We start from the raw sequence: 26,172 nt of genomic DNA, 5'->3' as shown, positions 1-26,172 counted from the left end.
TGCGGGCCGGGTCCCCCGGGATATGAGGTGAGCCATGAGCGAACGCCCTCCCCCTCTGGAACTGCTCCCCGCCACCCGCCGTGCCCTGCACCGCAGCCTGGCTGTCGCTCAGGCCCGGGGGCGGGCCCCCTCGGTGGTCGCCGCGGTGGTCCGGGACGGCGGACCGGTGTGGTGCGAGGCGCGCGGCACGGTCGACGGGGAGGTCCCCGGGGCGGACACGCAGTACCGCGTCGGCAGCATCACCAAGACCTTCGTGGCCGTGCTGGTGCTGAGGCTGTGCGAGGAAGGGCTGCTGGCTCCGGGGGACCGTCTGGAGAAGCACCTTCCGGTGCCGCAGGGCGGCGGCGCCACGGTTGCCCAGCTGCTGGCGCACTCCGCCGGTCTGGCGGCGGAGGCCCGGGGGCCGTGGTGGGAGCGGACGCCGGGTGAGCTGCGGCCGGAGCTGGCGGACCTGTTCGAGGAGGGCGCGCAGAAGCACCCGGCCGGGCGCCGGCACCACTACTCCAACCCCGGTTACGCCCTGCTCGGCGCGCTGGTGGAGAAGCTGCGCGGCGGAGAGCCGTGGTTCGGGGTGCTGCGGAGAGAGGTCCTGGAGCCGCTGGGGATGACCCGCACCACGCTTCTGCCGCAGGCCCCGCACGCGACCGGCTGGGCCGTCCACCCGTACGCCGATGTTCTGCAACCCGAACCGGCGGTGGACACCGGCCGGATGGCGCCCGCCGGTCAGCTGTGGTCGACGGCTGGGGACCTGTGCCGCTTCGCCGCCTTCCTGACCGTGGGGGACGAGCGGGTGCTGGGCGCGCGGAGCCTGGCTGCGATGCGGACTCCGGCGGTGGCTCCGGAGGTCACCGACTGGGAGTCGGCGTACGGGCTGGGGATGCAGGTGACGCGCCGGGGCGGACGGACGCTGTCGGGCCACTCGGGGTCCATGCCGGGGTTCGTCGCCGGGTTGTGGACCAGCCCCGCGGAGGGCGTGGCAGGCGTCGCGATGGCGAACGCCACCTCAGGGCTGGCGGCCGCTTCCCTGGCGGCCGAACTGGTGGGGCTGGTCGCCGATCACGAGCCCGCGGTCCCGCCGGCCTGGGCTCCGATGCCGGACGCCGACCCTGAGCTGGTGGCCCTGGCCGGGCCCTGGTACTGGGGCACGCTGCCGCACGCGCTCCGGGTGCGGGCCGGGCGGGAGCTGGAGCTCGGGCCGCTGACGGGCGGAGGCCGCTCGTCCGGGTTCGATCCGGAGCCGGACGGCACCTGGACCGGCCGGGAAGGCTACTTCGCCGGCGAGACACTGCGGGTGGTGCGCCGGGACGACGGTACGGTCAGCCATCTCGACCTGTGCACCTTCGTGTTCACCCGGGAGCCGTACGACCCGGCGGCACCGGTGCCCGGCGGGACCGACCCCGGCGGCTGGCGCTGACCGGCGTGAGCGGCAGGTTCAGTCAGCCTGGCGTTCCAGGCGCTCGGGGGCGCCTATCAGCTGGTGGTCGCCCGGATCGAGAAGGAGGGTGTCGGGGTCGGAGGGGCTGAGCGTCAGCGTGTAGCTGTTGCCCTTCGGGCAGCCTCCGTCCAGCCAGGTGTGACCGCCGGTGTTCCAGGCGGACATCGCCTTGAGGTACAGCTTGTCGCCCTGGACGGCGGCGAGTTTGAGGGTCTCGGAGCAGCCGAGTTCGATACTCGGTGCCCGGTCGTCGGTGATGTTGCTGACCTGTTCGCCGAGGACGTCACCGACCGTGCCGCTCCGCAGCGTCAGCGACACCTCGAAGGGGCTGCTCATTCCGGGCTCCCCGGGACCGGTGCCCTCCCAGGTCCCCGTCCAGCGCTCCGGCAGGGCGTACGGGTCGTCGTCCTCGTCGGCGTCGCTTTCCGCCGCCTCGTCCTCCACCGTCTCGTCCTGCTCGCTGTCCGGACCGTCCTCCTGGCTGGGCCGGCCGGAGTCGCGGTCGGGGTCCGGTGCCCCTTCCCGGTTGTCGAACAGCAGCCAGCCACCGGTGGCCAGCAGGGCGGTGAGGAGAACGGCAAGGGCGTTGCGGAGGGGGGCCCGGCGGCGGGCCCTGCCCGGCACCGGAGCGGGCTCCAGGGCGGCGGGCGGGGGCACAGCCGGTGCCGGGAAGGCCGGTGCCGGGACGGGCTGGGGCGGGGCGGGGGAGCCCGGAGCCGCGGTGACGGTAGGCGGACCGGCGGCCGGTCCCGCGCCAGTGGCCGGTCCCGCGCCAGTGGCCGTGGGAGGGCCGGGCGGGGGTGCCGACCCCGGGGCGGCGGCGAGCAGTGCCTCGGCCTGCGCGGCGCGGTGCCGCAGTTCCGCGCGCAGCTCGTCGGGGAGCAGCTGAGCCCACTGGGAGGGCACGCCTGCCTGATCAGCGGCGAGGTGTTCGGCGGCGGGGCGGTCCTCGGGGTCCTTGGCCAGCAGGTGGTGCAGGAGCGGGCGGAGTTCTTCGGGGACTCCGTCGAGGAACGGCTCCTCGTGCACGACGCGGAACAGCAGAGCGTGCGTGGAGGGCAGTTCCCCGGGGTGGGTGAAGGGGCCGTGGCCGGTGGCGGCGAAGACGAGCAGGGCGGCAAGGGCGAAGAGATCGGCAGCGGGGCCCACTGTTGTCCGGCCGCTGACCTGCTCGGGTGCCAGGTATCCGGGAGAGCCGAGGACGCTGCCGGTGCTGGTGAGCCGGGCGTCGTCCACGGCGCGGGCGATGCCGAAGTCGATGAGGAGGGGGCGTTGCGGCCCCAGCAGCACGTTGGACGGTTTGAGGTCGCGGTGGATCAGCCCTTCGGCGTGCACGGCGGCCAGTGCGCGGAGCAGTTCGGCGGCGAGCTCCTGCTGCACCCGGGAGGGCAGCGGCCCGTTACGGGTGACCCATTCCTGGAGGGAGGGCGCCGGTACGTACTCGGTGGCCAGCCATTGGGCGCCGTGCGGGGCGCGGCTCCAGTCGACGACGGGAACCGTCCACGGGCTTCGTACCCGGTCGGCGTGGTGGGTCTCCCGGACGAAGCGCTCCCGGAACCCGGGGTCCCGGGTGTGCTCGGTGAGCACGGTCTTCAGGGCGAGCGGCCGGCCGCCCGGAGTGCGGGCGAGGTAGACGCGGCCCATGCCTCCCGCGCCCAGCCTGCCGAGCAGTGGGTAGCCGCCGATCTGTGGCGGGTCCTCCGGTTGCAGCACTTCCACGCCGTCCCCCTGGTGTCCGTGGCCGCAGAAAGGGTACGGGAGTTCTCGGCAGGTTCCCCGGCAGATGCGGTGTCCCGGTGCGAGGGAGAGGGCACGATTCGCTACTGCGACGGGGGTTGTGAACGAGCCGCATACCGGTATGGTCGATTCCGGTTCTGTCGGGTGGCGGGAGGAATGTCGCGTGGCACCGGGGCCGGAGGCGCTCGGAGGCCGGAGTTCCGGTCGGCCGCCCCGTCCGGGTGAGCATGCCGGGACGCGGCGCGACCGGGAGTGGATCGAGGCGAGGCAGACGCATGACCGCGACATCGGCCGGCCGTGGCCCCGGCAATGAGGGAAGCAGCGGCACCGGTCCGGGTGGCCCGGTTGTCCGGCGGGAGCCGTCGCGGGACGCGGTGCTCATCCGCCGCACGCTGGCCGAGATCCAGCCCGTGGCGGACGAGGTGACCTCGTATTTCTACGCCCTGCTGTTCGTGCGGCAGCCGGCGCTGCGGGAGTTGTTCCCGGTGTCGATGAACCTGCAGCGGGACCGGCTGCTGCGGGCGCTGCTGAAGTCCGCCGATCTCATCGACGACACTCTGCGGCTGACGGAGTACCTTTCGGGTCTCGGCCGCGGGCACCGCAAGTACGGCACCAGGCCCGAGCATTACCCCGCCGTCGGCGAGAGCCTGCTCTCCGCCCTGGAGCGCTACGCGACGCACAGCTGGGGCCCGGAGGCCGAGGCGGCGTGGGTGCGGGCCTACACGGCGATCTCCCAGACGATGATCGACGCGGCCGCCGAGGACGAGCACCGGGCGCCTGCCTGGTGGCACGCCGAGGTTGTCTCCCATGAGCAGCGGACCGCGGAGGTCGCGGTGCTGACCCTGCGGCCGGATCAGCCGTACGCGTTCACCGCGGGGCAGTACGCCGCGGTGGAGACCCCCTGGTGGCCACGGGTGTGGCGGCAGTACTCATTCGCCTCGTGTCCGCGCCCGGACGGTCTGCTGGTGTTCCACGTCAAGGCGGTTCCGGCGGGCTGGGTGTCCCGGTCCCTGGTGCACCGGGCCCGCCCGGGTGACGTCATCCGGCTGGGTCCGGCGACGGGGTCGATGACGGTGGACCACACGTCCGACAGCGGACTGCTGTGCGTGGGCGGCAGCACCGGCATCGCCCCCCTCAAAGCGTTGGTGGAGGATGTCGCGGAGCACGGCAGGCGGCGGCGGGTGGAGGTGTTCTTCGGAGCGCGCCGGAACACGGAGCTGTACGACCTGGATGCGTTCCTGGCGCTGGCGGAGCGGTATCCATGGCTCTCTGTGCGCCCGGTCGTCGCGGAGCCCGGGGGAGTCGGCGGGCTGGTCGGCCCGCTGCCGGAGGCGGTGAGCCGCTGCGGTCCCTGGCCCGAGTACGACGGGTTTCTCTCGGGACCGCCGGAGATGGTGCGCAAGGGGGTCGAGACGCTTCTTTCGACGGGCATTCCTCAGGAACGCATACGACACGACTTCGCCGGTGACCAGGTCACGGCGGGAATCTAACGGGATGACGGGTGTGAGCGGAAACGAGAACGGGCGGCGGGCGGTCCTTCCGGTGGCGGACGGCCGCCCCGGCAGCGACGGTGAGCACGCCGTTCAGCAGCAGCTGGGTGCGGAGGAGCGGGCGGGGCGCTTCTACGAGGAGCAGATGCTCGACCATCTGAACGACCGGATGCGGGAGTTCGTGGCGAGGCAGGCGATGTTCTTCCTGGCGACCTCGGACCGGCACGGCGAGTGCGACAGCACGTTCCGGGCGGGTCCGCCCGGCTTCCTCCGGGTTCTGGACGAGCGCACCCTGGTGTATCCGGAGTACCGGGGCAACGGAGTGCACGCGAGCCTGGGCAACATCGCGGAGAATCCGCACGCCGGGCTGCTGCTCATGGATTTCGACCGGGCGAGAATCGGGCTGCACATCAACGGCCGGGCCCGGGTGGTGATGGGCCCGCAGCTGCGGCTGCAGTATCCGGAGCTTCCGGAGGACCCGGCGCCAGGGCGCCGCACGGAGGTGTGGGTGCGCATTGACGTGGAGGAGGCGTACATCCACTGCGCCAAGCACATTCCGCACCTGATACCGGCTCCCAACCGTGCACCCAGGGAATGGGGGACGGACGACTACAAGCGCAAGGGCGGCGACTTCTTCGGGGCGGCGCGGGAAATGCAGGCGCGGCTCGCCGCGCAGCGCGACGGCCGGCCCGTCGAGGCGCCGGCAGCCGGACCGGCGGCACCTCCGCCGCCGGATGCCTGGCGGGAGGAAGCCTTGCGGGCGCTGGCCGAGGCCGAGCGGCGCGGGGCGGAGCCGGCTCCGTCGGGCACCGGCGGCTGGTTCGGCTGAGACGGCGGCCCGGCGGGGGCCGGGCCCGCTACCGGGACGTGATCAGCCGAGGTCGGGCGCGAGCAGGGAGAGGACGCCGGGGATGTTGCGTGTCAGGTAGTCGCTCAGGGTGCCGGGCACCAGGTCGACGGCGGTCAGCCCGGCGGGGGTGAACGGCAGCCGGACGATCTCGTACGTGCCGCACGGCGCGTCGATCTCGGGGCCGTGCCGCAGGGCTGGGTCCATGCTGGTCAGCCGGCAGACGAAGAAGTGCTGGACCTTCAGCCCGTGCGCCCCCTCCGGGACGGTGTCCACGAAGGCGGGCACCACATCGGTGACCTTGGCGCCGAGCTCCTCGAGCACCTCGCGGTGCAGGGCGTCGAGCACGGTGGGGTCGCCGGCTTCGACGCCGCCGCCGGGGGTGATCCAGTACGGGGGGAGCCCGGGTTTGCTGCGCTTGATGACCAGCATGTCCGGCGGGCGGCCCTGGTGAGCTGCGGCCTCGTCCAGCAGGATGGCGCGGGCGGTGCGCTTGACCACGGGGAGCGCTGGGGTCATGTGGGTGATGTGGCCCCGGCGGTGCCGGATCAAACCCGCGCGCCGGGATGTGCCAGGAGCACATGTGAAGTCGCTTCACTACACAGTGAGAAGCTCGGGCTTGAATTGTGATTGTGTAATGACTCTCGGTCAATTAATGTAGGTCCGGCCGGTTCGCCGGGGTACGGGTCGTTCGAGCCACGAGGGGGGAGGCTCGAACGGCCCGTCATGCGAAGACCGGCCGGGTGCGAGAGCGGCCGGGTGCGAAGCCGGCGGGCGTGACGCCGCTTGCTCACCAGGCGGCGGTGTCCAGGGCCCGTCGCAGGTCCGCCACCAGGTCCTCCGGGTCCTCCACACCGACCGAGAGCCGGATGAAGCCGTCCGGGACCGCGTCACCGCCCCATCGTCCGCGGCGCTCCGCGGTGGAACGGACGCCGCCGAAGCTGGTGGCCTCGTCCACCAGGGTGAGTGCGCTCAGGAAGCGCTCGGCGAACTCCTGGCCGGGCAGGGTGAAGGAGACGACGCAGCCGAAGCGCCGCATCTGCCGGGTGGCGAGCAGGTGCGCGGGGTCCTCCGGCAGGCCCGGATGCCGCAGCCCGGTCACCTCGGGCCGGTCCCGCAGGGCCTCGGCGACCGCCAGGGCACCGGCCGCCTGCCGGTCGGCCCGCAGCTGCAGGGTGGCCAGGCTGCGGTGCGCCAGCCAGGCCTCCATCGGGCCCGGAATGCCGCCGACCGTTTTCCGCCACCGGGCGACCGCATCCGCCCGCTCCGGGTCGCGGCAGGTCACGTAGCCGAGCAGGACATCACCGTGGCCGGTCAACCCCTTGGTGCCGCTGGCCACCGAGAAGTCCGCCCCCAGGTCCAGCGGACGCTGCCCCAGCGGGGTGGCCAGGGTGTTGTCCACGGCGACCGTGGCGCCCCGGGCGTGCGCCGCTTCGGCCAGGGCACGGATGTCGCACACCTCGAGACCAGGGTTGGACGGCGACTCGATCCACAGCAGGCGGGCGCCGTCCAGGGCCTCGAGCTGCTGCCGGCTTCCGGTCGCAGCGGTGCGGACTTCGACATCGAAACCGGTGAGCAGCTCGCGCACCCCGGCCAGCAGCTGGTAGCCGTCCGAGGGCAGCACCGCGATGTCGCCGGGCCGCAGCTGGGTGAAGAGGACCGCGGAGATGGCGGCCATCCCGGAGGCGAACGTCAGGCTGTGGGCCGGTGCGTCCGGGGACTCCAGCTCGGAGAGGGCGTCCTCCAGGGCGGTCCAGGTCGGGTTGCCGTCCCGTCCGTAGTGGTACGGCGCACCGGCCGGGTCTCCGGGCAGGTGGTAGTGGGCGGCGAACACCGGGCCGGGCAGGGCAGGGGCGTACGGCTGGGGGTCCGGCAGACCGGCCCGTACCGCACGTGTTCCGTCACCGGTCATGGCTGGCCTCTCGTCGGTGTGCGGGGACGCACCGGCACCGGGGGCCGTCCGCCGGGAGGTTTCCCGGCGGACGGCCCCCGGCCGTGCACGCCGCCAGCGTAGTCAGTGCTGCCACCGGCGGTTGTCCCCGCCTCCCGGCGGTCGGGATTCACTCCCGGTCGAGGATCATGTCCATGGCCCAGGACACGATGGAGATGATCAGGCCGCCGAGCAGGGCCGGCCAGAAGCCGTCCACCTGGAAGGCGTCGCTGGAGATCCAGCTGGTCAGCATCAGCATGAAGGCGTTGATCACCAGGGTGAACAGCCCGAGGGTGAGGATCAGGAGGGGAAGGGCGAGCAGCTTCACGATCGGCTTGACGATGAGGTTCACCAGGCCGAAGATCAGCGCGACGATGGCGAGTGTGACGGCCTTCTGGCCGGTAGTGGCGTCGGTGTCGCCGAGGGTAATGTCACCCACCAGCCACACAGCGGCGGCCAACGCGATGGCGTTGGCGAGGAACTTGAACAGGATGCTGGTCATGACAGGAGATCGTTCCAGATGACACCGGTCTCCGGGCAAGGGGCTTGAGACGATGAAGGCGTTCCGGATGGACCAGCTCGAGGCGGAGCGGCTCGCGAACGACGGTGCTTATCTGCGCTTTCTTCGCGAACGGAACATGTCGGTCGGGCTGTACGCCCTGGACGCGGGGGCGCAGGACCACCAGCAGCCGCATCAGCAGGACGAGGTGTACGTGGTGCTCAGCGGCCGGGCGTCGCTCACGGTGGGTGACGAGACGACGCTGGTGGGGCGGGGCAGCGTCGTCTATGTGCCTGCTCGGGTGCCGAACCGGTTCCACCACATCACCGAGGACTTGCGGGTGCTGGTGATCTTCTCTCCTCCGGAGAGTTGAGGCAGGGCCTCAGGGTCACGTCAGGGGCCGTTCAGGGCGAAGCCGGGGCTGTGGTTCCTCCCGGCCGCGGCGGCGGGCGCCTAGCATGGTTGATGTGATGATCAACGATCGCCCTGCTGTGCACGGAGCGGTCGTCCCCCGGAGCGGTCCCGGCTCGCCGTGGACCGGACAGGAGCCACCGTTATGAAGGAAACGTTCATGACCTTGCCGTGGTGGGTGCGGTGGATCGCCATCCCGCTGGTGGCGCTGGTGGTCTTCGGCGGGATGATCATGAGTGTCGTGGTCTGGGTGGTGGATCTGATTTTCAAGATCCTGATCTTCGTCGCGCTGGTGGCGGTGCTCATCTTCATCGTCCGCCAGTTCTCGTCCTCCTCGTCGAAGGGCGACTGGTAGCGGACCCGGGTCAGCGCTTCGCACGCCGCCGTCGGCCCCGTCCGGTGGGGGCGGGACCCTGCTGGACGCCGCGCTCCTTGTCGGCGCTCACCACGAGCGCCGCCAGCACGGTCGTGATCGGCACCGAGGCGACCAGCCCGATCGACCCCACGAAGGTCCGCACGATCTCCTCGGCGACCAGCTCACTGAAGGCCACCGTGCCGACGTCGCTCTGCGCGATGCTGAACAGCAGGAGCAACGGGAGGGCCGCACCCGCGTAGGCCAGCACGAGAGTGTTGACCACCGAGGCGATGTGATCGCGGCCGATCCGCATCCCGGCCCGGTAGATCTTGAGCCAGCTCGCCCGCGGCTCGGCCTGCTTGATCTCCCACACCGCCGACACCTGCGTGACCGTCACATCGTCCAGCACACCCAGCGACCCGATGAGGATGCCCGCCAGCAGCAGTCCGCGGATCTCGATGTCCGGATAGAGCGCGTGCACCAACCCGGTCTGGTCGCTGGTGTTGCCCGTGAGGTGCGCCCAGGCGGTGAACAGCGTGCCGAGCAGCCCGATCAGGATCAGCGAAATGAGCGTCCCCAGTACCGCCACCGAGGTTCTCGCCGTGAAGCCGTGGCACAGGTACAGCGTCACCAGCATGATCGCGCTGCCGCCGATCACCGCCACCAGCAGCGGATTGGAGCCGTGCAGGATGGCCGGCAGGATGAACAGCGTCAGAATCGCGAAGCTGGCCACCAGCCCCACCAGGGCCAGCAGCCCCCGCATCCGTCCGACCGCGACCACGGCCAGCGCGAAGACGATCCCCAGCAGCACGATGGGGAAGGTCCGTTCCACATCGGTGACGCTGTACTGCAGTTCCTCCGGCGCGTCCGGGGCGTAGGCCACCACCACTCCCTGGCCCTCGCTGTAGCGCTGCGTCGCGTCCGGCGGCACCACCTCCTCGAAGGTGCGCCCCGCGTCCGGGCCGGTGGTGACCTCCACCGTCGCCATCTCGCAGGGCCCGCTCACCCCCTGCCGGACCTGCACCCCGATATCGGCACAGGGCACCTCCAGCACCTCGGTGATCTCACCGCGCTGTGTCTCCCGGTCGAAGCCGACCCCGGTGCGTTCGCCCTCCTGGTCGGGAGCGCCGCCGGGCCACATCAGGATCAGCCCGGCGGTCACCAGGACGGCGAACGGGATCAGCACGGCGGCGATGACCCGGCGCAGATGGGACGAGACCGGGGCGGCCGGACCATGTTGATGCGTGTGGCCGTGCGGGTGGGCATCCGGCTCGAACGGGCTGTCGGAGTTCTCGCTGTGCGGGGTCACTGGAGGATCATCGCAAGACTTTCCGGGGTGGCCTGTTCATCCCGGCCGGTGTGCCGTTAGCGTGGGCACGCACATTTGCCATCGCGGGAGCTCCGAGCACGGGGCTGAGAGGGCGCTGAGACAGCTGCGCCGACCGCCGAACCTGTTACCGGGTAATGCCGGCGTAGGGAGTGGGTCTCATGACCACGCATGATGCACGCACGCGCGCGGAAAACGACACGGAGTCCGCGCGGGTCGGCTGGCACAAGGGGTATCTCAGCGGATCCCGGCCGGATCTGCGGGTTCCGGTGCGGCGGGTGCACCTCACCAACGGGGCGGACGTCACGCTCTACGACACCTCCGGGCCGTACACCGATCCCGGGATCGAGACGGACGTCCGTCGCGGTCTGACACCGTTGCGGGAGAACTGGATCATCGAGCGGGGGGACACCGAGGAGTACACCGGCCGTGAGCTGCGGCCGGAGGACGACGGAATCAAGCACACCGCCCCCCGCGGAGGTCTGCGGAACCTGGACGCCGTCTTCCCCGGCCGGCCGCGCCAGCCGCGCCGGGGACGGGACGGCCGGGCCGTGTCCCAGCTGGCGTACGCCAAGCGCGGTGAGATCACGCCGGAAATGGAGTACGTGGCCGTCCGGGAGAACGTCGCCCCGGAGTTCGTCCGGGACGAGATCGCCCTCGGCCGGGCCGTCCTCCCGGCCAACATCAACCACCCGGAGATCGAGCCGATGATCATCGGCAAGAACTTCCTGGTGAAAGTCAACGCCAACATCGGCAACTCCGCCGTCACCTCCTCCATCGAGGAGGAGGTGGACAAGATGACCTGGGCCACCCGCTGGGGCGCCGACACGGTCATGGACCTCTCCACCGGCCGCAACATCCACACCACCCGCGAGTGGGTACTGCGCAACTCCCCCGTCCCGATCGGCACCGTCCCGCTCTACCAGGCGCTGGAGAAGGTGGACGGCAAGGCGGAGGAGCTGAGCTGGGACGTCTACAAGGACACCATCATCGAGCAGGCCGAGCAGGGCGTGGACTACATGACGGTCCACGCCGGGGTGCTGCTGCGGTACGTGCCCATGACCGCCCGCCGCAAGACCGGCATCGTCTCCCGGGGCGGCTCGATCATGGCCGCCTGGTGCCTGGCGCATCACAAGGAGAGCTTCCTCTACACCCACTTCGAGGAACTCTGCGACCTGCTCAAGACCTACGACATCACCTTCTCCCTCGGTGACGGTCTGCGGCCGGGCTCCATCGCCGACGCCAACGACGAGGCGCAGTTCGCCGAACTGCGGACCCTGGGCGAGCTCAACCGGATCGCCAAGGCCCACGACGTCCAGACGATGATCGAGGGTCCGGGGCACGTCCCGATGCACAAGATCAAGGAGAACGTGGATCTCCAGCAGGAGATCTGCGACGAGGCCCCGTTCTACACCCTGGGCCCGCTCACCACCGACATCGCGCCCGCCTACGACCACATCACCTCGGGCATCGGCGCGGCGATGATCGCCTGGTGGGGCACCGCCATGCTCTGCTACGTCACCCCGAAGGAGCACCTGGGCCTGCCCGACCGGGACGACGTGAAGACCGGCGTCATCACCTACAAGATCGCCGCGCACGCCGCGGACCTCGCGAAGGGCCACCCCGGCGCCCAGGAATGGGACGACGCCCTGTCCGACGCCCGCTTCGAGTTCCGCTGGGAGGACCAGTTCAACCTGGCACTCGACCCGGACACCGCCCGGGAGTACCACGACGCGACCCTCCCGGCCGAGCCGGCGAAGACCGCGCACTTCTGCTCCATGTGCGGCCCGAAGTTCTGCTCGATGAAGATCAGTCAGGACATCCGCCGGGAGCACGGCGGGGACATGGCGGAGATCGAGGCCGGGATGGCGGAGAAATCCAAGGAGTTCGCCGAGGCAGGCAACCGCGTCTACCTGCCGCTGGCCGACTGACCCGGCCGCCGCGCCCTCCGCGCCCCCGGGACCGCTTCCGCGGCCCGGGGGCCTCGCCGGAGCGACGCCCCGCCACGGCGGGTGGGCCGTTCATGGCCGGCACGGCTCGTAGCGGACGACGTACACCGGGGCGCCCTCGGGGGAGATACCGGTCTGCCGGATCGCCTGCCGCTTGAGGAGGAACCGCAGACTGTCGTGGACACGGGCCTGCGTGAGCCCGGTCTGCTCGGCGATCTCCGCGAGGCTGTGCCCCGCCTCGCCCTCCTCCATCAGCACCGGGGCGAGAAAGGCGGCGACGGCCCAGACGTCCTCACCGGCCGACAGGCGGGAACGCCAGGCGGCCAGCAGATCGTCGGCGGTCCGGACCGCCCGGCTCGCCGCCGCGCTGGGCAGGGGCCGCTCCCGGGCCGGGGACGCGCCGATGCCGCCGCGGGAGACCAGCTCCTCCAGGGCCTCCGCGATCCGGCACATGGACCGGGCGGTGGCCTGATGGGCGGTGACCATGTCGTCCATGGCGCGGGCGTACTGCCGTTGGGTCAGCACGGCCACCTGCTGCGCCTTGGTGGCGCCCCACCGTGCCTGGTTGGCCTCCTCCTGTGCGGCGGCCGCCTTCTCGTCGCTGCGCAGCCTGCTCTCCTCCAGCCGGACGAGTGCCTCGGTGAGCTGCTGCGGCACGGCGTATGCCGGGGGAGTGCCCGGCTGCGGGGACGAGGGCTGGAGCTCGGCTTTCCGCAGACTGTAGGAACCCTCCTGCTGCACCGTCACGGCGATCTCGGTGATCCAGTTCTTGAAGGGCTCGCACTCCCTTTTCACACAGCCGTTGACCAGCCGGATCAGGCCGTGCAAATTCATCAGCACCATGGAGGTCCTGAGGCCGTGACCTGCGGAGATATGCAGTGCTTCGCGAGAAACTAGGGTGGCCACCACGCAGCGCATCGACTCGGGGACATGCCGCCTGAGGGCGTCGCTGGTGTTCACGTAGCCCAGCTGCCGGCAGATGTCCGCAGCCGGGAACCAGTGCTCGCCGCTCGGGAGCGTCAGTCTCCGGACCCGGGCTCCGGTGGCCGCGTACACGAAGTCACTGATGTCGATGGCTTCCCGCTGGACGGCATGGTCCGTCAGCACCTGCTGTTCGCTCATGGCACGCACGATAAACAGGTAAACGGTTGACATTTGGACCAGTGCAAAGAGTTCATCCTTTTGGGCAAGGGAAGAGCGTTTCTTCGCAAGGGTTGTCGACGCCCCGGGGAACCACCCCGTGCGGGACGGGACCGCCGCACGGGGGGAGGCTTCCGGGTGATCATGGCCTCAGGGCCCGAGGCGGGCCGCACCTGCCCCAGAGCACAGGAGGATTCCCATGATCGTTGCGTTTTCCGTGACGCCGATCGGCAGCGGTGAGGACGTCGGCGAAGCAGTGGCCGAAGCCGTTCGCGTCGTCCGGGACAGCGGGCTGCCGAACCGAACCGACGCCATGTTCACCAGCATCGAAGGGGAGTGGGACGAGGTCATGGACGTGGTCAAGCGGGCCGTGGACGCGGTGCACGCCCATACCGGCCGGGTCAGCCTCGTACTGAAGGCCGACCTCAGGGACGGCGTCACCGACGGGCTGACCGCGAAGGTGGAGAGTGTGGAACGGCACCTGGGCCGCTGACGGCCCTGGCCGTCCGGCGCCGCTGCGCCCCGCGGCCGCACGAAGGACCCCCGCGCCGGCGGCCGGGGCGGGGGAAGCAGTGCGGTGGAGCAGTGGTGAGTGCGACGGTGGGGTGCGGCGGTTGCGGGGCCCGTCAGCTCTTCCCCCGCAGCTCGGCGTTGACGCGCAGAGCTTCCTCGAGCTGGTCCTCAAGAATGATGATCCGGCACGCGGCTTCCAGGGAGGTGCCCTGGTCGACCAGTTCCCGGGCGCGTCCCGCCAGCCGCAGCTGATAACGGGAGTATCGGCGGTGGCCGCCGGGCGAGCGCTGCGGGTTGATCAGCTTCGCGTCGTCCAGGCTGCGCAGGAATCCCGCGGTCGTTCCGAGGATCTCCGCGGCGCGGCCCATGGTGTAGGCGGGAAAGTCGTCGTCGTCGAACTTGTCGTTCACTGTTCTGTCGGGTGTGGTCACGGGGTCTGCTGAATCCATCGCACCTTCCACGCCATCGAGGGCCCCGGTGCCGAAGCACCGGGGCCCAGGGGTTTGGGTTAACACCATGTACCGGTGGTAATACCGGTTTGTCGTATCCGCACGGCGGCCCTCGTGGGCAGAGCGTGCGGGGATCTCATGTACCTGACCGAAGACCACCTGCCAATCGATGGGACTGCGGTACCCGCTCGGTGTATCCCGACTGTGAGCGGGGGATCCGACGGCGCTTGGCCCTTCCCTTCTCTCCAGTGTCTCGATGTGTCCTCTGTTCGCGTCCGACGCCGGACCGGAACCCTCTTCCTGCTCGGCCCCGGTGCGCCCGACGGACGCTCGCCACCCGTGAGAACCCTCAGCACTGCCCGGCTCCCACGCGCGTGACGTCCTGCTCCTTACGACACGGGCAGTTCGTCATCTGCCACGTCCTGCTGACTTTCTTTCCTGTTCCGATGACAGGAACACTACCCGAGCCTCTGAGGAAAGTCTACTGCCGCCACCACAGGATTTCTCGTGCGGGCGGGACGGGTCCGCCCGGCGGTCAGTGGCCGCGCTCGGCCCCGCCATTGACCTGGATGACCTGGGAGGTGATGTGGGCGGCGGCCCGCGAGGCCAGCCAGTGCACCGTCCCGGCGACATCCCCGGGCTCACCCGAACGGCCGTTGAGCGTCTCGTCGATCCGGGCCTGCCGCCGCTCCGGCGGCATCCTGCCGCCGAAGAACTCCGTGTCGTCGATCAGGCCCGGAGCCACCACGTTGACCGTGACGCCCCGCGGGCCCAGGTCCGCCGCCAGGCCGTGTGCGTACGGGTGCAGCGCCGCCTTGCTCGCCCCGTACGCCCCTCCGGAGCCCCGGTACGCCGCGATCGAGGAAAGGAACAGCACCCGGCCGCCCGGCGACGCCAGCCGGTCCCGCAGCGCCTCGGTGAGCAGCACCGCTGTCAGCGTGTTCAGCCGGAAGTTCACCGACCAGGCGTGCGCCACGCCGGTCAGCCGGTCCGTGCTCTCCGGCCGCGGCTCCAGCCCGCCGTTCCCGCCCGCGCAGTTCACCAGCACGTCCACCGTGCCGAACTCCTCGCCGATCACCCGGGCGACCCGCGCCGCCTCCTCCGGCACCATCAGGTCGGCCGGGCACGCCACCGCGCCGTCCAGCCCGGCCGCTGCCCGCTCCAGCACTTCCGCCCGCCGGCCCACCAGGACCGTACGGTCCCCGTCCCGGGCGAAGGCCATTGCCGTCGCCAGCCCGATGCCGGTGCCACCACCACTGATCACCACTGTCCGTGCCATACCCGGAGCGTAACGTGACGGGCCGGGGCTCCGCGGGGTACTGCACCGGCGATCCCCGGCACCTCGGGGCGCGGGGCTCACCTCACAACGGGGCCTCCCAGATGACCGTCGTTCCCGCCCCGCCCGGTCCCGCGCCGAACGACACCTCCCCGCCCAGCGCCTCCGCACGCTGGGCGAGATTCCGCAGCCCGCTGCGCCTGCCCGGCTCTGCCGGCATCCCGACACCGTCGTCCGCCACGGTCAGCCGCACCGCCTCCCGTCCGTCCGGAAGCCGCACCGTGACGTCCACCACCACCTCGATCCGTGACGCCCTGGCGTGCCGCGCGGCGTTCGACAACGCCTCGCGCAGAGCCGCCACCAGATGCTGGGCGACCACCTCCCCGACCCGGGAGTCGACCGGACCGGTGAACACCACGGACGGCCGGACGCCCAGAGTGGGCACCGCCGTGGCGGTCTCCCGCAGCACCCGGGTGCGCAGCCCGGCCGGAGCCTCCTCCGGCCCCTGCTGCAGCGCGAAGATGGCCGTGCGGATCTCCTGAATGGTCGAATCCAGCTCGTCCACGGCACGGGTGAGCCGGCTCCGCGCCTCCGGCTCCACCACCGAGCGCTGCGCCCCCTCCAGCAGCATGCCGGTCGCGAACAGCCGCTGGATCACCAGGTCGTGCAGGTCCCGGGCGATCCGGTCCCGGTCCTCGTAGACCGCCAGCCGCTCCCGGCCCTGCTGCGCCTCGGCGAGCACCAGGGTCAGCGCCGCCTGCTCGGCGAACTGGGTCGCCAGTGTCCGCTCCGGCAGGGTGAACGGCGCCCCGCCGCGGTGCCGCGGCACGACCAGGGCGCCGAGCACCCGCCCGTCGCTGGCCAGCGGCAGCACCATGCTCGGCCCGAAACGTGCGGAGGCCGGTGAGACCATCCGGGGATCGGACGAGGAGTCCTCGACGAAGACCGGCTCCCCGGCGAGCAGCTGTTGGGAGATCTCGGCGCCCGCCGGCACCGAGTGGCCGATCAGCTCGCCCGGCTCGTCGGCGCTGGCGGCCACCACCTTGAGTCCGCCCTCCGGGGTCGGCACCAGCACCATCCCGGCTGCCGCGTCGGCCAGTCGACGGGCCTGCTCGGCGACCACGGCCAGGGCGTTGCCGGTGTCACCCGCGAGCAGCGAGGCGGTCAACTCAGCGCTTCCGTCCAGCCAGCGGGCCTGCTGCCGTACTGCCTCGTGCACCCGGGCGTTCCCCACGGCGATCCCCGCCTCGGCAGCCAGGACCTGAATAAGCAGCAGATCCTCCCGGGCGAAGGTGCCCTGTTCCTTCTCGGTCAGGTAGAGAGCGCCGAAGGCAGCACCGTGCACCCGGATGGGCACGCCGACCATGGAACGCATCGGCGGATGTCCCGGCGGAAAGCCGGCGAAGCGCGGATCCCGGGTCAGGTCGTCGAGCAGCAGCGGCCCACCGCCGTCCAGCAGGGTGAGGATCAGCCCTTCGCTGCCCGGCAGCCGGCCGATGCGCGCGTGCACGCTCTCGTCCACCCCGTGGGTGACGAACTCGCCCACCCCGCCGTCGTCCTTCAGCACCGCGATCGCCGCGTAGCGGGCGCCGGTCAGCTCGGCCGCGGTCCCCACGATCCGGTCGAGCAGTGCGTGGAGCTCCACGTTGCCGCCGATGGCGACCATGGCCTCCAGCAGCTGCGGGAGGCGTTCGGCCAGCTCGGGCGACAGACCGCGCAAGCTCCGGGCCGCCTCCCGGGCCGCCGTGCGGCCGGCCTCTTCCGGGGGCGGGTAACGCTCTGGCATGCCGTGAGCCTAGTGAGATACCTACGGTTTCGCGACAAACAAGGAATCTGTGGTGATTCCTGGCCTCATGGTGCCGGGACGAACCCGGCCGCCTCGCGTTCCAGCATCCCCCGGAACGGCCCCTCCGCCGCGGCCAGCTCCTGGTACGAGCCCTGCTGCACCGGCCGGCCGCCGTCCAGCACCAGGACCTCGTCGACGGCCTCCAGTCCGGCGAGCCGGTGGGTGATCAGCACCGTCGTGCGCCCTTCCGTCACCGCCAGCAGGTCCGCGGTCAGCGCGTCCGCCGTGGCCAGGTCCAGGTGCTCGGCCGGCTCGTCCAGGACCAGCACCGGGAAATCCGCCAGCAGCGCGCGGGCCAGCGCCAGCCGCTGCCGCTGCCCGCCGGACAGCCGGGCACCGTGCTCACCGACCGGCGTGTCCAGGCCCTCCGGCAGGGAGTCCACCCACGCCGTCAGCCGGGCGGCGGCCAGAGCGGCGTGCAGCTGCCCGTCCGTCGCCGAGGTCCGCGCCAGCCGCAGGTTCTCCCGCAGCGAGCTGTCGAAGAGGTGCGCGTCCTGAGCGCACAGTCCGACGGCGCGCCGGACCGTGTCGCCGTCAAGGGCGGTGGCCGGTGTCCCGCCGAGGGTGTACGTCCCGGCCTCGGGGTCCAGAAAGCGCAGCAGGCAGTGCGCCAGCGTCGTCTTGCCGGAACCGGACGGCCCGACCACCGCGACCCGGCGGCCGGCCGTGAGGTCCAGATCGATCCCCCGCAGCGCCGGCTCCGGCTGTCCCGCGTGGCGGGCGGTCAGCCCTCGCACCCTGAGCGGCAGCGGGGACGGAGGCGCGGGCGCGGGCAGCTCCGGCTCCCGGACCGGGTCCGGGGCGTCCAGCACCTCCTGCACCCGTTCGGCCGCCCGCCGGGTGCGCTGGCGGTACTGCACCGCCAGGGGCAGACCCGCCACGGCCTCGAACGCCGCGACGGACAGCAGCACGACGGTGGCGAGCCAGACGCCGTCCAGCCGGCCGTCGTGCACCGCCCCCACTCCGGACCACGCGGCCGCCGTCACGGTCAGCCCCGCGGCCAGCACGGTCAGCCCGCTGCCGAGCGCCGTGGCGGCGGCCGAACGGGCCGCGATCCCCGTCAGCGCCGCATCCGCCGCTCGCACCTCCCGCAGCCGGGCCGGCAGCGCCCCCGCCACCGTCAGCTCGGGAGTACCGGTCAGCAGGTCGACGGTCCGGGTCGCGAGCGCGCCCCGGGCCGGGGCCAGCTGCCGCTCGGTCCGGCGGGCGACCGCGCCGGTCAGCGCCGGCACCCCGATCCCCGCGGCCAGCAGCCCGGCGGCGAGCGCGGCGCCCGCGGCGGGCAGAAGCCGGCCGGTGAACGCGACCGCGGCAACCGAAGCGCAGCCCGCCACCGTGGCCGGCAGCAGCCAGCGCAGAAAGTGGTCCTGGAGGGCGTCGACATCGGTGACCACCCGGGACAGCAGATCACCTCGCCGGGCGCCGCGCAGCCCGGCCGGAGCCAGCCGTTCCAGGCGCCGGTACGCGGTGACCCGGAGATCCGCCAGGATCCGCAGCACCGCGTCATGGCTGACGAGGCGCTCCGCGTAGCGGAAGACGGCCCGGCCGATGCCGAAGGCCCGGGTCAGCGTCACGGCAACCATCAGGTACAGGATCGGAGGCTGCTCCGAGGCGCGGGAGATCAGCCAGCCGGAGACGGCCATCAGGCCGATGGTGGACAGCACGGCGGCGGTGCCGAGGGCGGCGGCGAGGGCGAGCCGTGTGCCGGGGCGGCGGTTGAGCGTGGTGGTGGGGGTGGGCCCGGGGGGCAGGGAGGAGGAGGGCGTTTCCCCTCCTCCTCCCTGCCCTGGTGCCTCCGCACCGGGGCCGGGGTCACCGGCCCGCGCGGGAGGGGGTGCGGCAGCGGCCCGGGGGGTGGCGGGGAGGGAGAGCTGGTGGGTGGTGGTGGTGAGCGGGAGAAGGGCCGGGCGGTGGGTGATGAGGATGACGGTGCGGTCGGCGGCCAGCCGCTGGAGGGAGGCCAGGACGGCGGCCTCCGTGGTGGAGTCCAGCGCGGCCGTCGGCTCGTCGAGAAGGAGGACGGGACGGTCGGCCAGGACGGCGCGGGCCAGCGCGACCCGCTGGCGCTGGCCGGCCGAGAGGCCGGCGCCGGCCTCACCGAGTTGCCGGCCGGGATCCAGGTCTCCGGCCGCCGCGTCGCGCAGCGCGGCGGCGACGGCGGCGTCATCGGCGTCGGGACGGGCCAGCCGGACGTTGTCGGCGATGGTGCCGGCGAACAGCTGGGGGTGCTGGGGGACCCAGGCGATCTGCGCGTGCCAGCTCGCCGGGTCGATCTCCGCGAGCTCCCGGCCGCCCAGCAGGATTCGGCCGGACGTCGGCTCGGCGAAGCCCAGCAGGGCGTTCAGCAGCGTGGTCTTGCCCGCCCCGGACGGCCCGGTGAGGGCGACCGTCTCGCCGGGGCGGATCGTCAGGGTCGTCTCGGGCAGCGAATCGGTGTCGCGGCCGGCGTGCCGGACGACCAGCCGGTCGAGGACCAGGGGTGCGCTGCGGGCGTCCGGGGCGGGGTGGGTTCCGCGGGCCGGGGGTTCGGTCTCCAGCACGGTGAAGACCTCGTCGGCCGCGGACAGCCCTTCGGCGGCGGCGTGGTACTGCGCTCCCACCTGGCGCAGCGGCAGGTACGCCTCCGGGGCCAGGATGAGGACGACGAGACCGGTGTGCAGGTCGAGTTCGCCGTGCACCAGCCGCATGCCGATGCCGACCGCGACGAGCGCCACCGAGATGGTGGCCAGCAGCTCCAGAGCGAAGGAGGAGAGGAAGGCGAGGCGGAGCGTGCGGAGAGTGCTGCGCCGGTAGTCGGAGGTGATGGCGCGGATGTTGTCGGCCTGCGCCTTGGCCCGGCCGAAGACCTTGAGGGTGGGCAGCCCGGCGACCACGTCCAGGAAGTGGCCGGAGAGCCGGGACAGTTGTTTCCACTGCCGGTCCATGTGTGCCTGGGTGGCCCAGCCGATGAGGATCATGAACACGGGGATGAGCGGCAGGGTGACGATGATGGTGAGGGCGGAGATCCAGTCCTCGGTGAGGATCTTGGCCAGCACGGCGACCGGGACGACGACGGCCAGGCCCAGCTGGGGGAGGTAGCGCGCGAAGTACCCGTCCAGTGCGTCCACTCCGCGGGTTGCCAGGGTGGTGAGCTCACCGGTGCGCAGGTCGGTCAGGTGGGAGGCCCGGTGCGGGGTCAGCCGGGTGGCGTGGGTGAGGAGCCGGGTGCGCAGCTCGGACTTGACGGAGGCGCTCGCCCGGTGGGCGGCGAGTTCGGTGAGCCAGGAGATCAGGGCCCGGCCGGCCGCGGTCGCGGCCAGCCAGAGCAGGGGACCGGTCAGGTCGCCGGCGTCGGCACCCTGCTGGAAGGCGCCGACCACGAGGTCGGCGAGGAGCACCGCCTGGGCGATGATCAGGACGGCGCCGGCCAGGCCCAGCGTCACCGAGGCGGCCAGGAAGCCGCGGGTGGCACGGGCGTGCCGCAGCAGGCGGGGGTCGACGGGCTTCATGGCTCAGGGGGTGGGGGCCGGCTCGGCGGCCGGGCCTTCGGGTGCGGGGTGGTCCTCGGAGAGGTGCTGGGTGCCGATCCGCTTCCGGAAGACCCAGTAGGTCCAGCCCTGGTAGAGCAGGACGACCGGGGTGGCGATCGCGGCGACCCAGGTCATGATCCCCAGGGTGTAGGGCGTGGCGGCGGCGTTCTCGACGGTGAGGTTCCAGTCGGCGCTGAGCGAGGACGGCATGACGTCCGGGAACAGCGCCAGGAACAGCATCGTGACCGTGGCCACGATCGTGAGGCCGGAGAGGGTGAACGACCAGCCCTCCCGCCCCGACTGGTTGGCCCGGAGGGCGCCGAGCAGGGCGGTGGCGGCGACGGTCATGGCGGCGAGGGTGCTCGCGTTGCCGTGATTCGTCTGGGTCCACAGCAGGAACAGCACGGCGAGCACGGCGGTCGTCAGGCCGAGCCCGGTGGCTGCGCGACGTGCCCGCAGGCGGATGTCACCGACCGTCTTCAGGGCCACGAACACGGCGCCGTGGAAGGTGAAGAGCAGCAGGGTGACCGCACCACCGAGCAGGGCGTACGGGTTCAGCAGGTCGAAGACGTTGCCCACGAACTCCTTGTCGGCGTCGATCGGCACTCCGCGGACGATGTTGGCGAAGGCGACGCCCCAGAGGAAGGCGGGCAGTACCGAGCACCAGAAGATGGCGTGTTCCCAGTTGCGCTGCCAGTGCTCCTCGGGGCGCTTGGCGCGGTACTCGAAGGCCACGCCGCGCACGATGAGGCAGAGCAGGATGAGCAGCAGCGGCAGGTAGAAGCCGGAGAAGAGGGTGGCGTACCACTCGGGGAAGGCCGCGAAGGTGGCGCCGCCCGCGGTGAGCAGCCAGACCTCGTTCCCGTCCCAGACGGGCCCGATGGTGTTGATCAGGACCCGGCGTTCCTTGCGGTTGCGGGCGAGCGTCTTCGTGAGCACCCCGACCCCGAAGTCGAAGCCCTCGAGGAAGAAGTAGCCGGTCCACAGGACGCCGATGAGGATGAACCAGACCGTGGTGAGTTCCATCGCGTGTCTCCGTCAATCCGAGTCGGGGGAGCCGTCGGCTCAGTACGAGAAGGCCATGGGGCGGTCCGGGTTGTCGCTGTCGTGGCCGCCGATCCGCGTCGGCGGGTTGCGGTCCGCGTCGGTGAGTTCCGGAGGGCCGGCCTTGACGTACTTCACGAGCAGCTTGACCTCGATCACGGCGAGGGCCGCGTACAGCAGGGTGTAGAGAGTCATGGAGGCGATGACCTCGCCCTGCGAGACGCTGGGGGACACCCCGGCCGAGGTGGGCAGGACGCCGTAGACGACCCAGGGCTGGCGGCCGGTCTCGGTGAAGATCCAGCCCCAGGCGCTGGCCACGAGCGGGAAGCCGATGGTGAGCACGGCGAGCTTCCAGTACCAGTTGCTGAGCGTGGGTCCGAGCTCCCGGTGGGAGGTGAGCGCCAGGCGGGGCACCTCCTCCTCCCCGGTGCGCAGCTCCTCGGCGATCCATCGCCGCCGGCGGGTGAGCCACAGCCCGGCGGCCCCGAGAGCCAGCGACACCATGCCGAAGCCGATCATCCAGCGGAAGCTCCAGTAGGCGAGCGGGATGTTGGGCCGGTAGTCGCCGGGCCCGTACAGCTCCTGCATGGCTTCGTTGGTGTCGTTGATGCCGGGCACCGGGTCGGAGAAGTTGTCGTGGGCCAGGAAGGACAGCAGCCCCGGCACCTCGACGGCCACCACGTTGCGGCCCTCGTCGACATCGCCGATGGCGAAGAGGGAGAAGGGAGCCGGGCCCTGCGTGTCCCACAGTGCCTCGGCGGCGGCCATCTTCATGGGCTGCTGGTCGTACATGATCTTCGCGAGCCAATCCCCGCTGACGGCCGTCAGCGCTCCTCCGGCGACCATGGTGACCAGCCCGAGCCGCAGTGAGGTGCGCATCACCGCGATGTGCCGGCGCCGCATGAGGTGGTACGCGGCGATGCCGACCATGAAGGCGCCGCCGGCCAGGAAGGCCGCGGTGATGGTGTGGAAGAACTGGGCGACCGCGGTGTTCTGGGTGAGCACCAGCATGAAGTCGGTCAGCTCGGCCCGCCCGTTCTCCTCGTTGATCGTGTAGCCGACCGGGTGCTGCATCCAGGAGTTGGCGGCGAGGATGAAGTACGCGGACAGGATGGTGCCGATCGCGACCATCCAGATGGTGGCCAGGTGGATCTTTTTCGGGAGCTTGTCCCAGCCGAAGATCCACAGCCCGATGAAGGTGGACTCGAAGAAGAACGCGATGAGCGCCTCGAAGGCGAGCGGTGCTCCGAAGACGTCACCCACGAACCGCGAGTAGTCCGACCAGTTCATGCCGAACTGGAACTCCTGCAGGATGCCGGTGACCACGCCGAGGGCGATGTTGATCAGGAAGAGCTTTCCCCAGAACTTCGTGGCCTGGAGGTACTTGTCCTTGCCGGTGCGTACCCAGGCGGTCTGCAGCCCGGCCACCAGGGAGGCGAGTGCGATCGTCAGCGGGACGAAGAGGAAGTGGTAGACGGTGGTGATGCCGAATTGCCAGCGCGCCAGTGTCTCGTCGGCCAGCGCCAGTTCCAGACCCACGGGGGCGTTCCTCTCTCCAGTGCCGTGTCCAGCTCCGGACCCACGTCCACGCACGGAATGTCACCGAGAGCATGCCGCTTGTGAATGTGAATACGTTCACAAGCAGCAGTATGAACCACACCCTCCGCCGGAGTCAGCCCCCACCCCCCTCCGGGGCGCATGAACTCCGCCACATTGCGCGGGGCCCGGCACGTGCGCCACCTGCGGGGAGGCCCTGGCCGGGGCCCCCGGGCCAGGGCCTCCCCGCAGGTGGCCGGGACCGCGCCGTCCGTGCGGCGCGGGGATCAGCGCACCGTGGCCCGGAAGTCCGCCGCCGCCTTCAGGAACAGGTCATTGGCCTCGCGCTCACCGATCGTCACGCGCACACCCTCACCGGGGAACGGCCGGACCACGACCCCCGCCGCGTCACACGCCGCCGCGAAGGCGACCGTGGCCTCCCCCAGCCGCAGCCATACGAAGTTCGCCTGCGTGGGGGGCACGGTCCAGCCCTGCGCGGTCAGCTCACCGTGCACCCGGCCGCGCTCGGCGACGAGCGTCGCGACCCGATCCAGCAGCTCCGGTTCCGCCCGCAGGGAGGCGACGGCCGCGTCCTGGGCGATCTGGCTCACGCCGAACGGCACCGCCGTCTTACGGAGCGCGGCGGCCACCGGCTCCTGCGCCACTGCGAAGCCGACTCGCAGCCCGGCCAGGCCGTACGCCTTGGAGAAGGTGCGCAGCACGCACAGGTTGGGGCGGCTGCGGTAGAGGGCGAGCCCGTCCGTCACGTCCTCGTCGCGGACGAACTCCCGGTAGGCCTCGTCGAGTACGACCAGCACATCGGCCGGGACCCGGTCCAGGAAGCGCTCCAGGTCGGCCCGGCGGATCGCGGTGCCGGTGGGGTTGTTGGGGTTGCAGACGAAGATGAGCCGGGTGCGCTCGGTGACGGCCTCGGCCATCGCGTCAAGGTCGTGCTCCTCCCCGGCGGTCAGCGGTACCTGCACGGACGTGGCGCCGGAGACCTGGGTGATGATCGGGTATGCCTCGAAGGACCGCCAGGCGTAGATCACCTCGTCCCCGGGGCCCGCGGTGGCCTGGAGGAGCTGCTGGGCCACGCCGACCGAGCCGGTGCCGGTCGCGAGGTGGGACACGGGCACCCCGAAGTGCTCCGCGAGTGCGGCCAGGAGGCCGGTGCACGCCATGTCGGGGTAACGGTTGAAGGAGCCGGCGGCCCGCACCGCGGCTTCCATGACTCCGGGCAGCGGCGGGTAGGGGTTTTCGTTGGACGACAGCTTGTACGTCACCGCGCCGGGTGCGGCGGGGCGGCCCGGCTTGTAGGTGGGGATGCCGTCGAGCGCGGGGCGCAGCCTCGGGCCCTCGGAGAACGTCGGAGTGCACATCCTCCACACTCTAGGAGGAAAGCACGTCCGGGCGTATCCCCGGCGCAGAGGGGCCTTCTCGGCGCAGTACTGGCGGAGTGCGCCGGTGGCGAGCGCATGGCGCGCCATCCCTGAACGGGTGAGTGAGACCATGTTGAAACCTAAGGCTGTGCGCCCAGGTGTTCGCTCCATGATCACCATGACCGCGCGAGATGTCCTCTCCAGCCTTCGCTTCCCAGGCCGCGCCCTGTAGTTGATCTTGCAGAAACGTCACTCCGCCCCACCCTTCGGCGGGTTCCGTGCGGGGGAGCTGCCGGGCCTACCATCAGGTCGCCATGACAGCAGCGAAGCATCAGGCGAGCCGGGAGACCGGCCGCCGCCCGGGCGGACGCGCGGGCATCCGGGACGTCGCCGCGGCGGCCGGTGTGTCCATCACGACTGTCTCCGACGCGCTCAACGGTAAGGGCCGGCTGCCCGACGCCACCCGTCACCACGTCCGCTCGGTTGCCGACCGGCTCGGGTACCGGCCCTCGGCTGCGGCCCGGACGCTGCGGACGGGCAAGTCCGGGCTGATCGGGCTCACGGTCACCACCTACGGGCAGGAACCCTTCACCTTCACGGAATTCGCCTATTTCGCCGAGATGGCCCGGGCGGCCACGTCCGCCGCGCTGGCCCGCGGATATGCCTTGGTGATCCTGCCCGCCACCTCGCAGCACCACGATTTCGACGTCTGGTCGAACGTGGCCCTGGACGGCACGATCGTGGTCGACCCCTCCGACCACGATCCGGTCGTCACCGATCTTGTCCGGCGGGGCATTCCGGTGGTCTCCGACGGCCGCCCGGCCGGCAGTCTCCCCGTCACCGGCTGGGTCGACAACGATCACGAGGCGGCGGTCCTGGACCTGCTGGACCATCTGGCCGATTCCGGCGCCCGCCGGATCGGCCTGCTGACCGGCACCGGCACGGACACCTACACCCGGCTCTCCACCTCGGCCTACCTGAGCTGGTGCGAGCGGACCGGCCAGGAGCCCGTCTACGAGGCGTATCCGGCCCATGATCCCTGTGCCGGAGCCGTCGCCGCCGACCGTCTGCTGGCCCGGCCGGACCGGCCCGACGCGGTGTACGGGCTCTACGACCCCAACGGCACCGACCTGCTCGCCGCGGCGCGTCGTTACGCGCTGCGGGTACCGGAGGATCTGCTGCTGATCTGCTGCAGCGAGTCGACCGTGTACGCGGGCACCGAGCCGCCCATCACCACGCTCTCCCTCAAGCCGGCCCGGATCGGTACCACGGTGATCCAGTTACTGATCGACGCCATCGAGGGCGCTGCCGGACGGGAGCAGGTCCGGCAGGTCATGCCGACCGAGCTGATCGTCCGGACGTCGTCGCACCGCCGGATTCGTCGGACCAGGGTCAACGCGCCACGCAAACCCCCTGCTGTTGACCGGTAGTTTCCGGCAGAATCGCCTCACAACGGATACCCCGCCGGACGCCACTGACATCCGGCACCCCCGGGTGCGG

At 71.5% G+C, this 26,172-nt stretch carries 21 protein-coding genes and 1 riboswitch; of the genes, 8 read left to right on the top strand and 13 right to left on the bottom strand.

Annotation, left to right across the window (positions count from 1 at the left end; genetic code table 11):
* Positions 1–34: 34 nt before the first annotated feature.
* Positions 35–1,414, top strand: coding sequence for a serine hydrolase domain-containing protein (locus PJ985_RS01355; protein ID WP_271681601.1), 1,380 nt, complete (start codon positions 35–37; stop codon positions 1,412–1,414).
* Positions 1,415–1,432: 18 nt separating this feature from the next.
* Here PJ985_RS01355 and PJ985_RS01350 read toward each other — a convergent pair whose 3' ends face one another.
* Positions 1,433–3,154 (bottom strand): serine/threonine-protein kinase, encoded by a 1,722-nt coding sequence (locus PJ985_RS01350; protein ID WP_271681600.1) that lies wholly within the window; start codon positions 3,152–3,154, stop codon positions 1,433–1,435.
* 293 nt (positions 3,155–3,447) lie between these two features.
* On the opposite strand from PJ985_RS01350, the gene PJ985_RS01345 reads away from it, so the two are divergent.
* Both PJ985_RS01345 and PJ985_RS01340 read left to right on the top strand, forming a co-directional pair.
* Positions 3,448–4,662: a globin domain-containing protein gene (locus tag PJ985_RS01345; protein ID WP_271681599.1), complete on the top strand. Its 1,215-nt coding sequence runs from the start codon at positions 3,448–3,450 to the stop codon at positions 4,660–4,662.
* Between the two features lie 4 nt (positions 4,663–4,666).
* The gene (locus tag PJ985_RS01340; protein ID WP_443033349.1) at positions 4,667–5,491 is read left to right on the top strand and encodes a pyridoxamine 5'-phosphate oxidase family protein; all 825 of its coding nucleotides are present in this window, start codon (positions 4,667–4,669) and stop codon (positions 5,489–5,491) included.
* A 42-nt stretch (positions 5,492–5,533) separates the two neighbouring features.
* Here PJ985_RS01340 and PJ985_RS01335 read toward each other — a convergent pair whose 3' ends face one another.
* The 3 genes from PJ985_RS01335 to PJ985_RS01325 all read right to left on the bottom strand — a co-directional run bounded on the left by PJ985_RS01335 (position 5,534) and on the right by PJ985_RS01325 (position 7,941).
* Complete coding sequence (locus PJ985_RS01335) at positions 5,534–6,028, bottom strand: NUDIX domain-containing protein (RefSeq protein ID WP_271681597.1); 495 nt, start codon at positions 6,026–6,028, stop codon at positions 5,534–5,536.
* A 271-nt stretch (positions 6,029–6,299) separates the two neighbouring features.
* The gene (locus tag PJ985_RS01330; protein ID WP_271681596.1) at positions 6,300–7,421 is read right to left on the bottom strand and encodes a cystathionine gamma-lyase; all 1,122 of its coding nucleotides are present in this window, start codon (positions 7,419–7,421) and stop codon (positions 6,300–6,302) included.
* Between the two features lie 148 nt (positions 7,422–7,569).
* Positions 7,570–7,941, bottom strand: coding sequence for a phage holin family protein (locus tag PJ985_RS01325; RefSeq protein WP_271681595.1), 372 nt, complete (start codon positions 7,939–7,941; stop codon positions 7,570–7,572).
* A gap of 52 nt (positions 7,942–7,993) precedes the next feature.
* Between PJ985_RS01325 and PJ985_RS01320 the strand changes: the two genes are divergently transcribed.
* Positions 7,994–8,311 carry a cupin domain-containing protein gene (locus tag PJ985_RS01320; protein WP_271681594.1) on the top strand — a complete coding sequence of 106 codons (318 nt, stop codon included), beginning with the start codon at positions 7,994–7,996 and terminating at the stop codon, positions 8,309–8,311.
* Between the two features lie 183 nt (positions 8,312–8,494).
* The gene (locus PJ985_RS01315) at positions 8,495–8,704 is read left to right on the top strand and encodes a DUF5326 family protein (protein ID WP_271681593.1); all 210 of its coding nucleotides are present in this window, start codon (positions 8,495–8,497) and stop codon (positions 8,702–8,704) included.
* A 10-nt stretch (positions 8,705–8,714) separates the two neighbouring features.
* Here the strand turns inward: PJ985_RS01315 and PJ985_RS01310 are convergent, their stop codons facing one another.
* Positions 8,715–10,013, bottom strand: coding sequence for a YibE/F family protein (locus tag PJ985_RS01310; RefSeq protein ID WP_271681592.1), 1,299 nt, complete (start codon positions 10,011–10,013; stop codon positions 8,715–8,717).
* Positions 10,014–10,086: 73 nt separating this feature from the next.
* A riboswitch (TPP riboswitch) is annotated at positions 10,087–10,200 on the top strand.
* Here PJ985_RS01310 and thiC point away from each other — a divergent pair.
* Entirely contained in the window at positions 10,193–11,962 is a 1,770-nt protein-coding gene (gene thiC, locus PJ985_RS01305) for a phosphomethylpyrimidine synthase ThiC (RefSeq protein ID WP_271681591.1), read from the top strand. (Overlaps the previous riboswitch by 8 nt.)
* Before the next feature lie 90 nt (positions 11,963–12,052).
* On the opposite strand, the gene PJ985_RS01300 is transcribed toward thiC, so the two are convergent.
* A complete protein-coding gene (locus PJ985_RS01300; protein WP_271681590.1) occupies positions 12,053–13,102 on the bottom strand; it encodes a BRO-N domain-containing protein in 1,050 nt (349 codons plus the stop codon).
* A 217-nt stretch (positions 13,103–13,319) separates the two neighbouring features.
* Between PJ985_RS01300 and PJ985_RS01295 the strand changes: the two genes are divergently transcribed.
* Positions 13,320–13,613: an MTH1187 family thiamine-binding protein gene (locus PJ985_RS01295; RefSeq protein WP_271681589.1), complete on the top strand. Its 294-nt coding sequence runs from the start codon at positions 13,320–13,322 to the stop codon at positions 13,611–13,613.
* Between the two features lie 133 nt (positions 13,614–13,746).
* Here the strand turns inward: PJ985_RS01295 and PJ985_RS01290 are convergent, their stop codons facing one another.
* From PJ985_RS01290 to hisC, 7 genes are all read right to left on the bottom strand, one after another.
* Complete coding sequence (locus PJ985_RS01290; RefSeq protein WP_271682055.1) at positions 13,747–14,001, bottom strand: helix-turn-helix domain-containing protein; 255 nt, start codon at positions 13,999–14,001, stop codon at positions 13,747–13,749.
* A 616-nt stretch (positions 14,002–14,617) separates the two neighbouring features.
* Entirely contained in the window at positions 14,618–15,361 is a 744-nt protein-coding gene (locus PJ985_RS01285) for an SDR family NAD(P)-dependent oxidoreductase (RefSeq protein WP_271681588.1), read from the bottom strand.
* Positions 15,362–15,443: 82 nt separating this feature from the next.
* Positions 15,444–17,144 (bottom strand): GAF domain-containing sensor histidine kinase, encoded by a 1,701-nt coding sequence (locus PJ985_RS01280; RefSeq protein ID WP_271681587.1) that lies wholly within the window; start codon positions 17,142–17,144, stop codon positions 15,444–15,446.
* Positions 17,145–17,209: 65 nt separating this feature from the next.
* Positions 17,210–20,692: a thiol reductant ABC exporter subunit CydD gene (gene cydD / locus PJ985_RS01275; protein WP_271681586.1), complete on the bottom strand. Its 3,483-nt coding sequence runs from the start codon at positions 20,690–20,692 to the stop codon at positions 17,210–17,212.
* 3 nt (positions 20,693–20,695) lie between these two features.
* A complete protein-coding gene (gene cydB, locus PJ985_RS01270) occupies positions 20,696–21,739 on the bottom strand; it encodes a cytochrome d ubiquinol oxidase subunit II (RefSeq protein WP_271681585.1) in 1,044 nt (347 codons plus the stop codon).
* Between the two features lie 39 nt (positions 21,740–21,778).
* A complete protein-coding gene (locus PJ985_RS01265; RefSeq protein WP_271682054.1) occupies positions 21,779–23,290 on the bottom strand; it encodes a cytochrome ubiquinol oxidase subunit I in 1,512 nt (503 codons plus the stop codon).
* Positions 23,291–23,580: 290 nt separating this feature from the next.
* Positions 23,581–24,672, bottom strand: a complete 1,092-nt coding sequence (gene hisC / locus PJ985_RS01260; RefSeq protein ID WP_271681584.1) for a histidinol-phosphate transaminase — start codon at positions 24,670–24,672, stop codon at positions 23,581–23,583.
* A 314-nt stretch (positions 24,673–24,986) separates the two neighbouring features.
* Between hisC and PJ985_RS01255 the strand changes: the two genes are divergently transcribed.
* Complete coding sequence (locus tag PJ985_RS01255; protein WP_271681583.1) at positions 24,987–26,102, top strand: LacI family DNA-binding transcriptional regulator; 1,116 nt, start codon at positions 24,987–24,989, stop codon at positions 26,100–26,102.
* The last annotated feature ends 70 nt before the right edge of the window (positions 26,103–26,172 follow it).

The sequence above is a fragment of the Streptomyces sp. ACA25 genome (assembly GCF_028200735.1).
Taxonomy (GTDB): domain Bacteria; phylum Actinomycetota; class Actinomycetes; order Streptomycetales; family Streptomycetaceae; genus Streptomyces.
The sequence above is the reverse complement of the archived record's forward strand: the minus strand, read 5'-3'. Positions and strand labels throughout refer to the sequence as shown.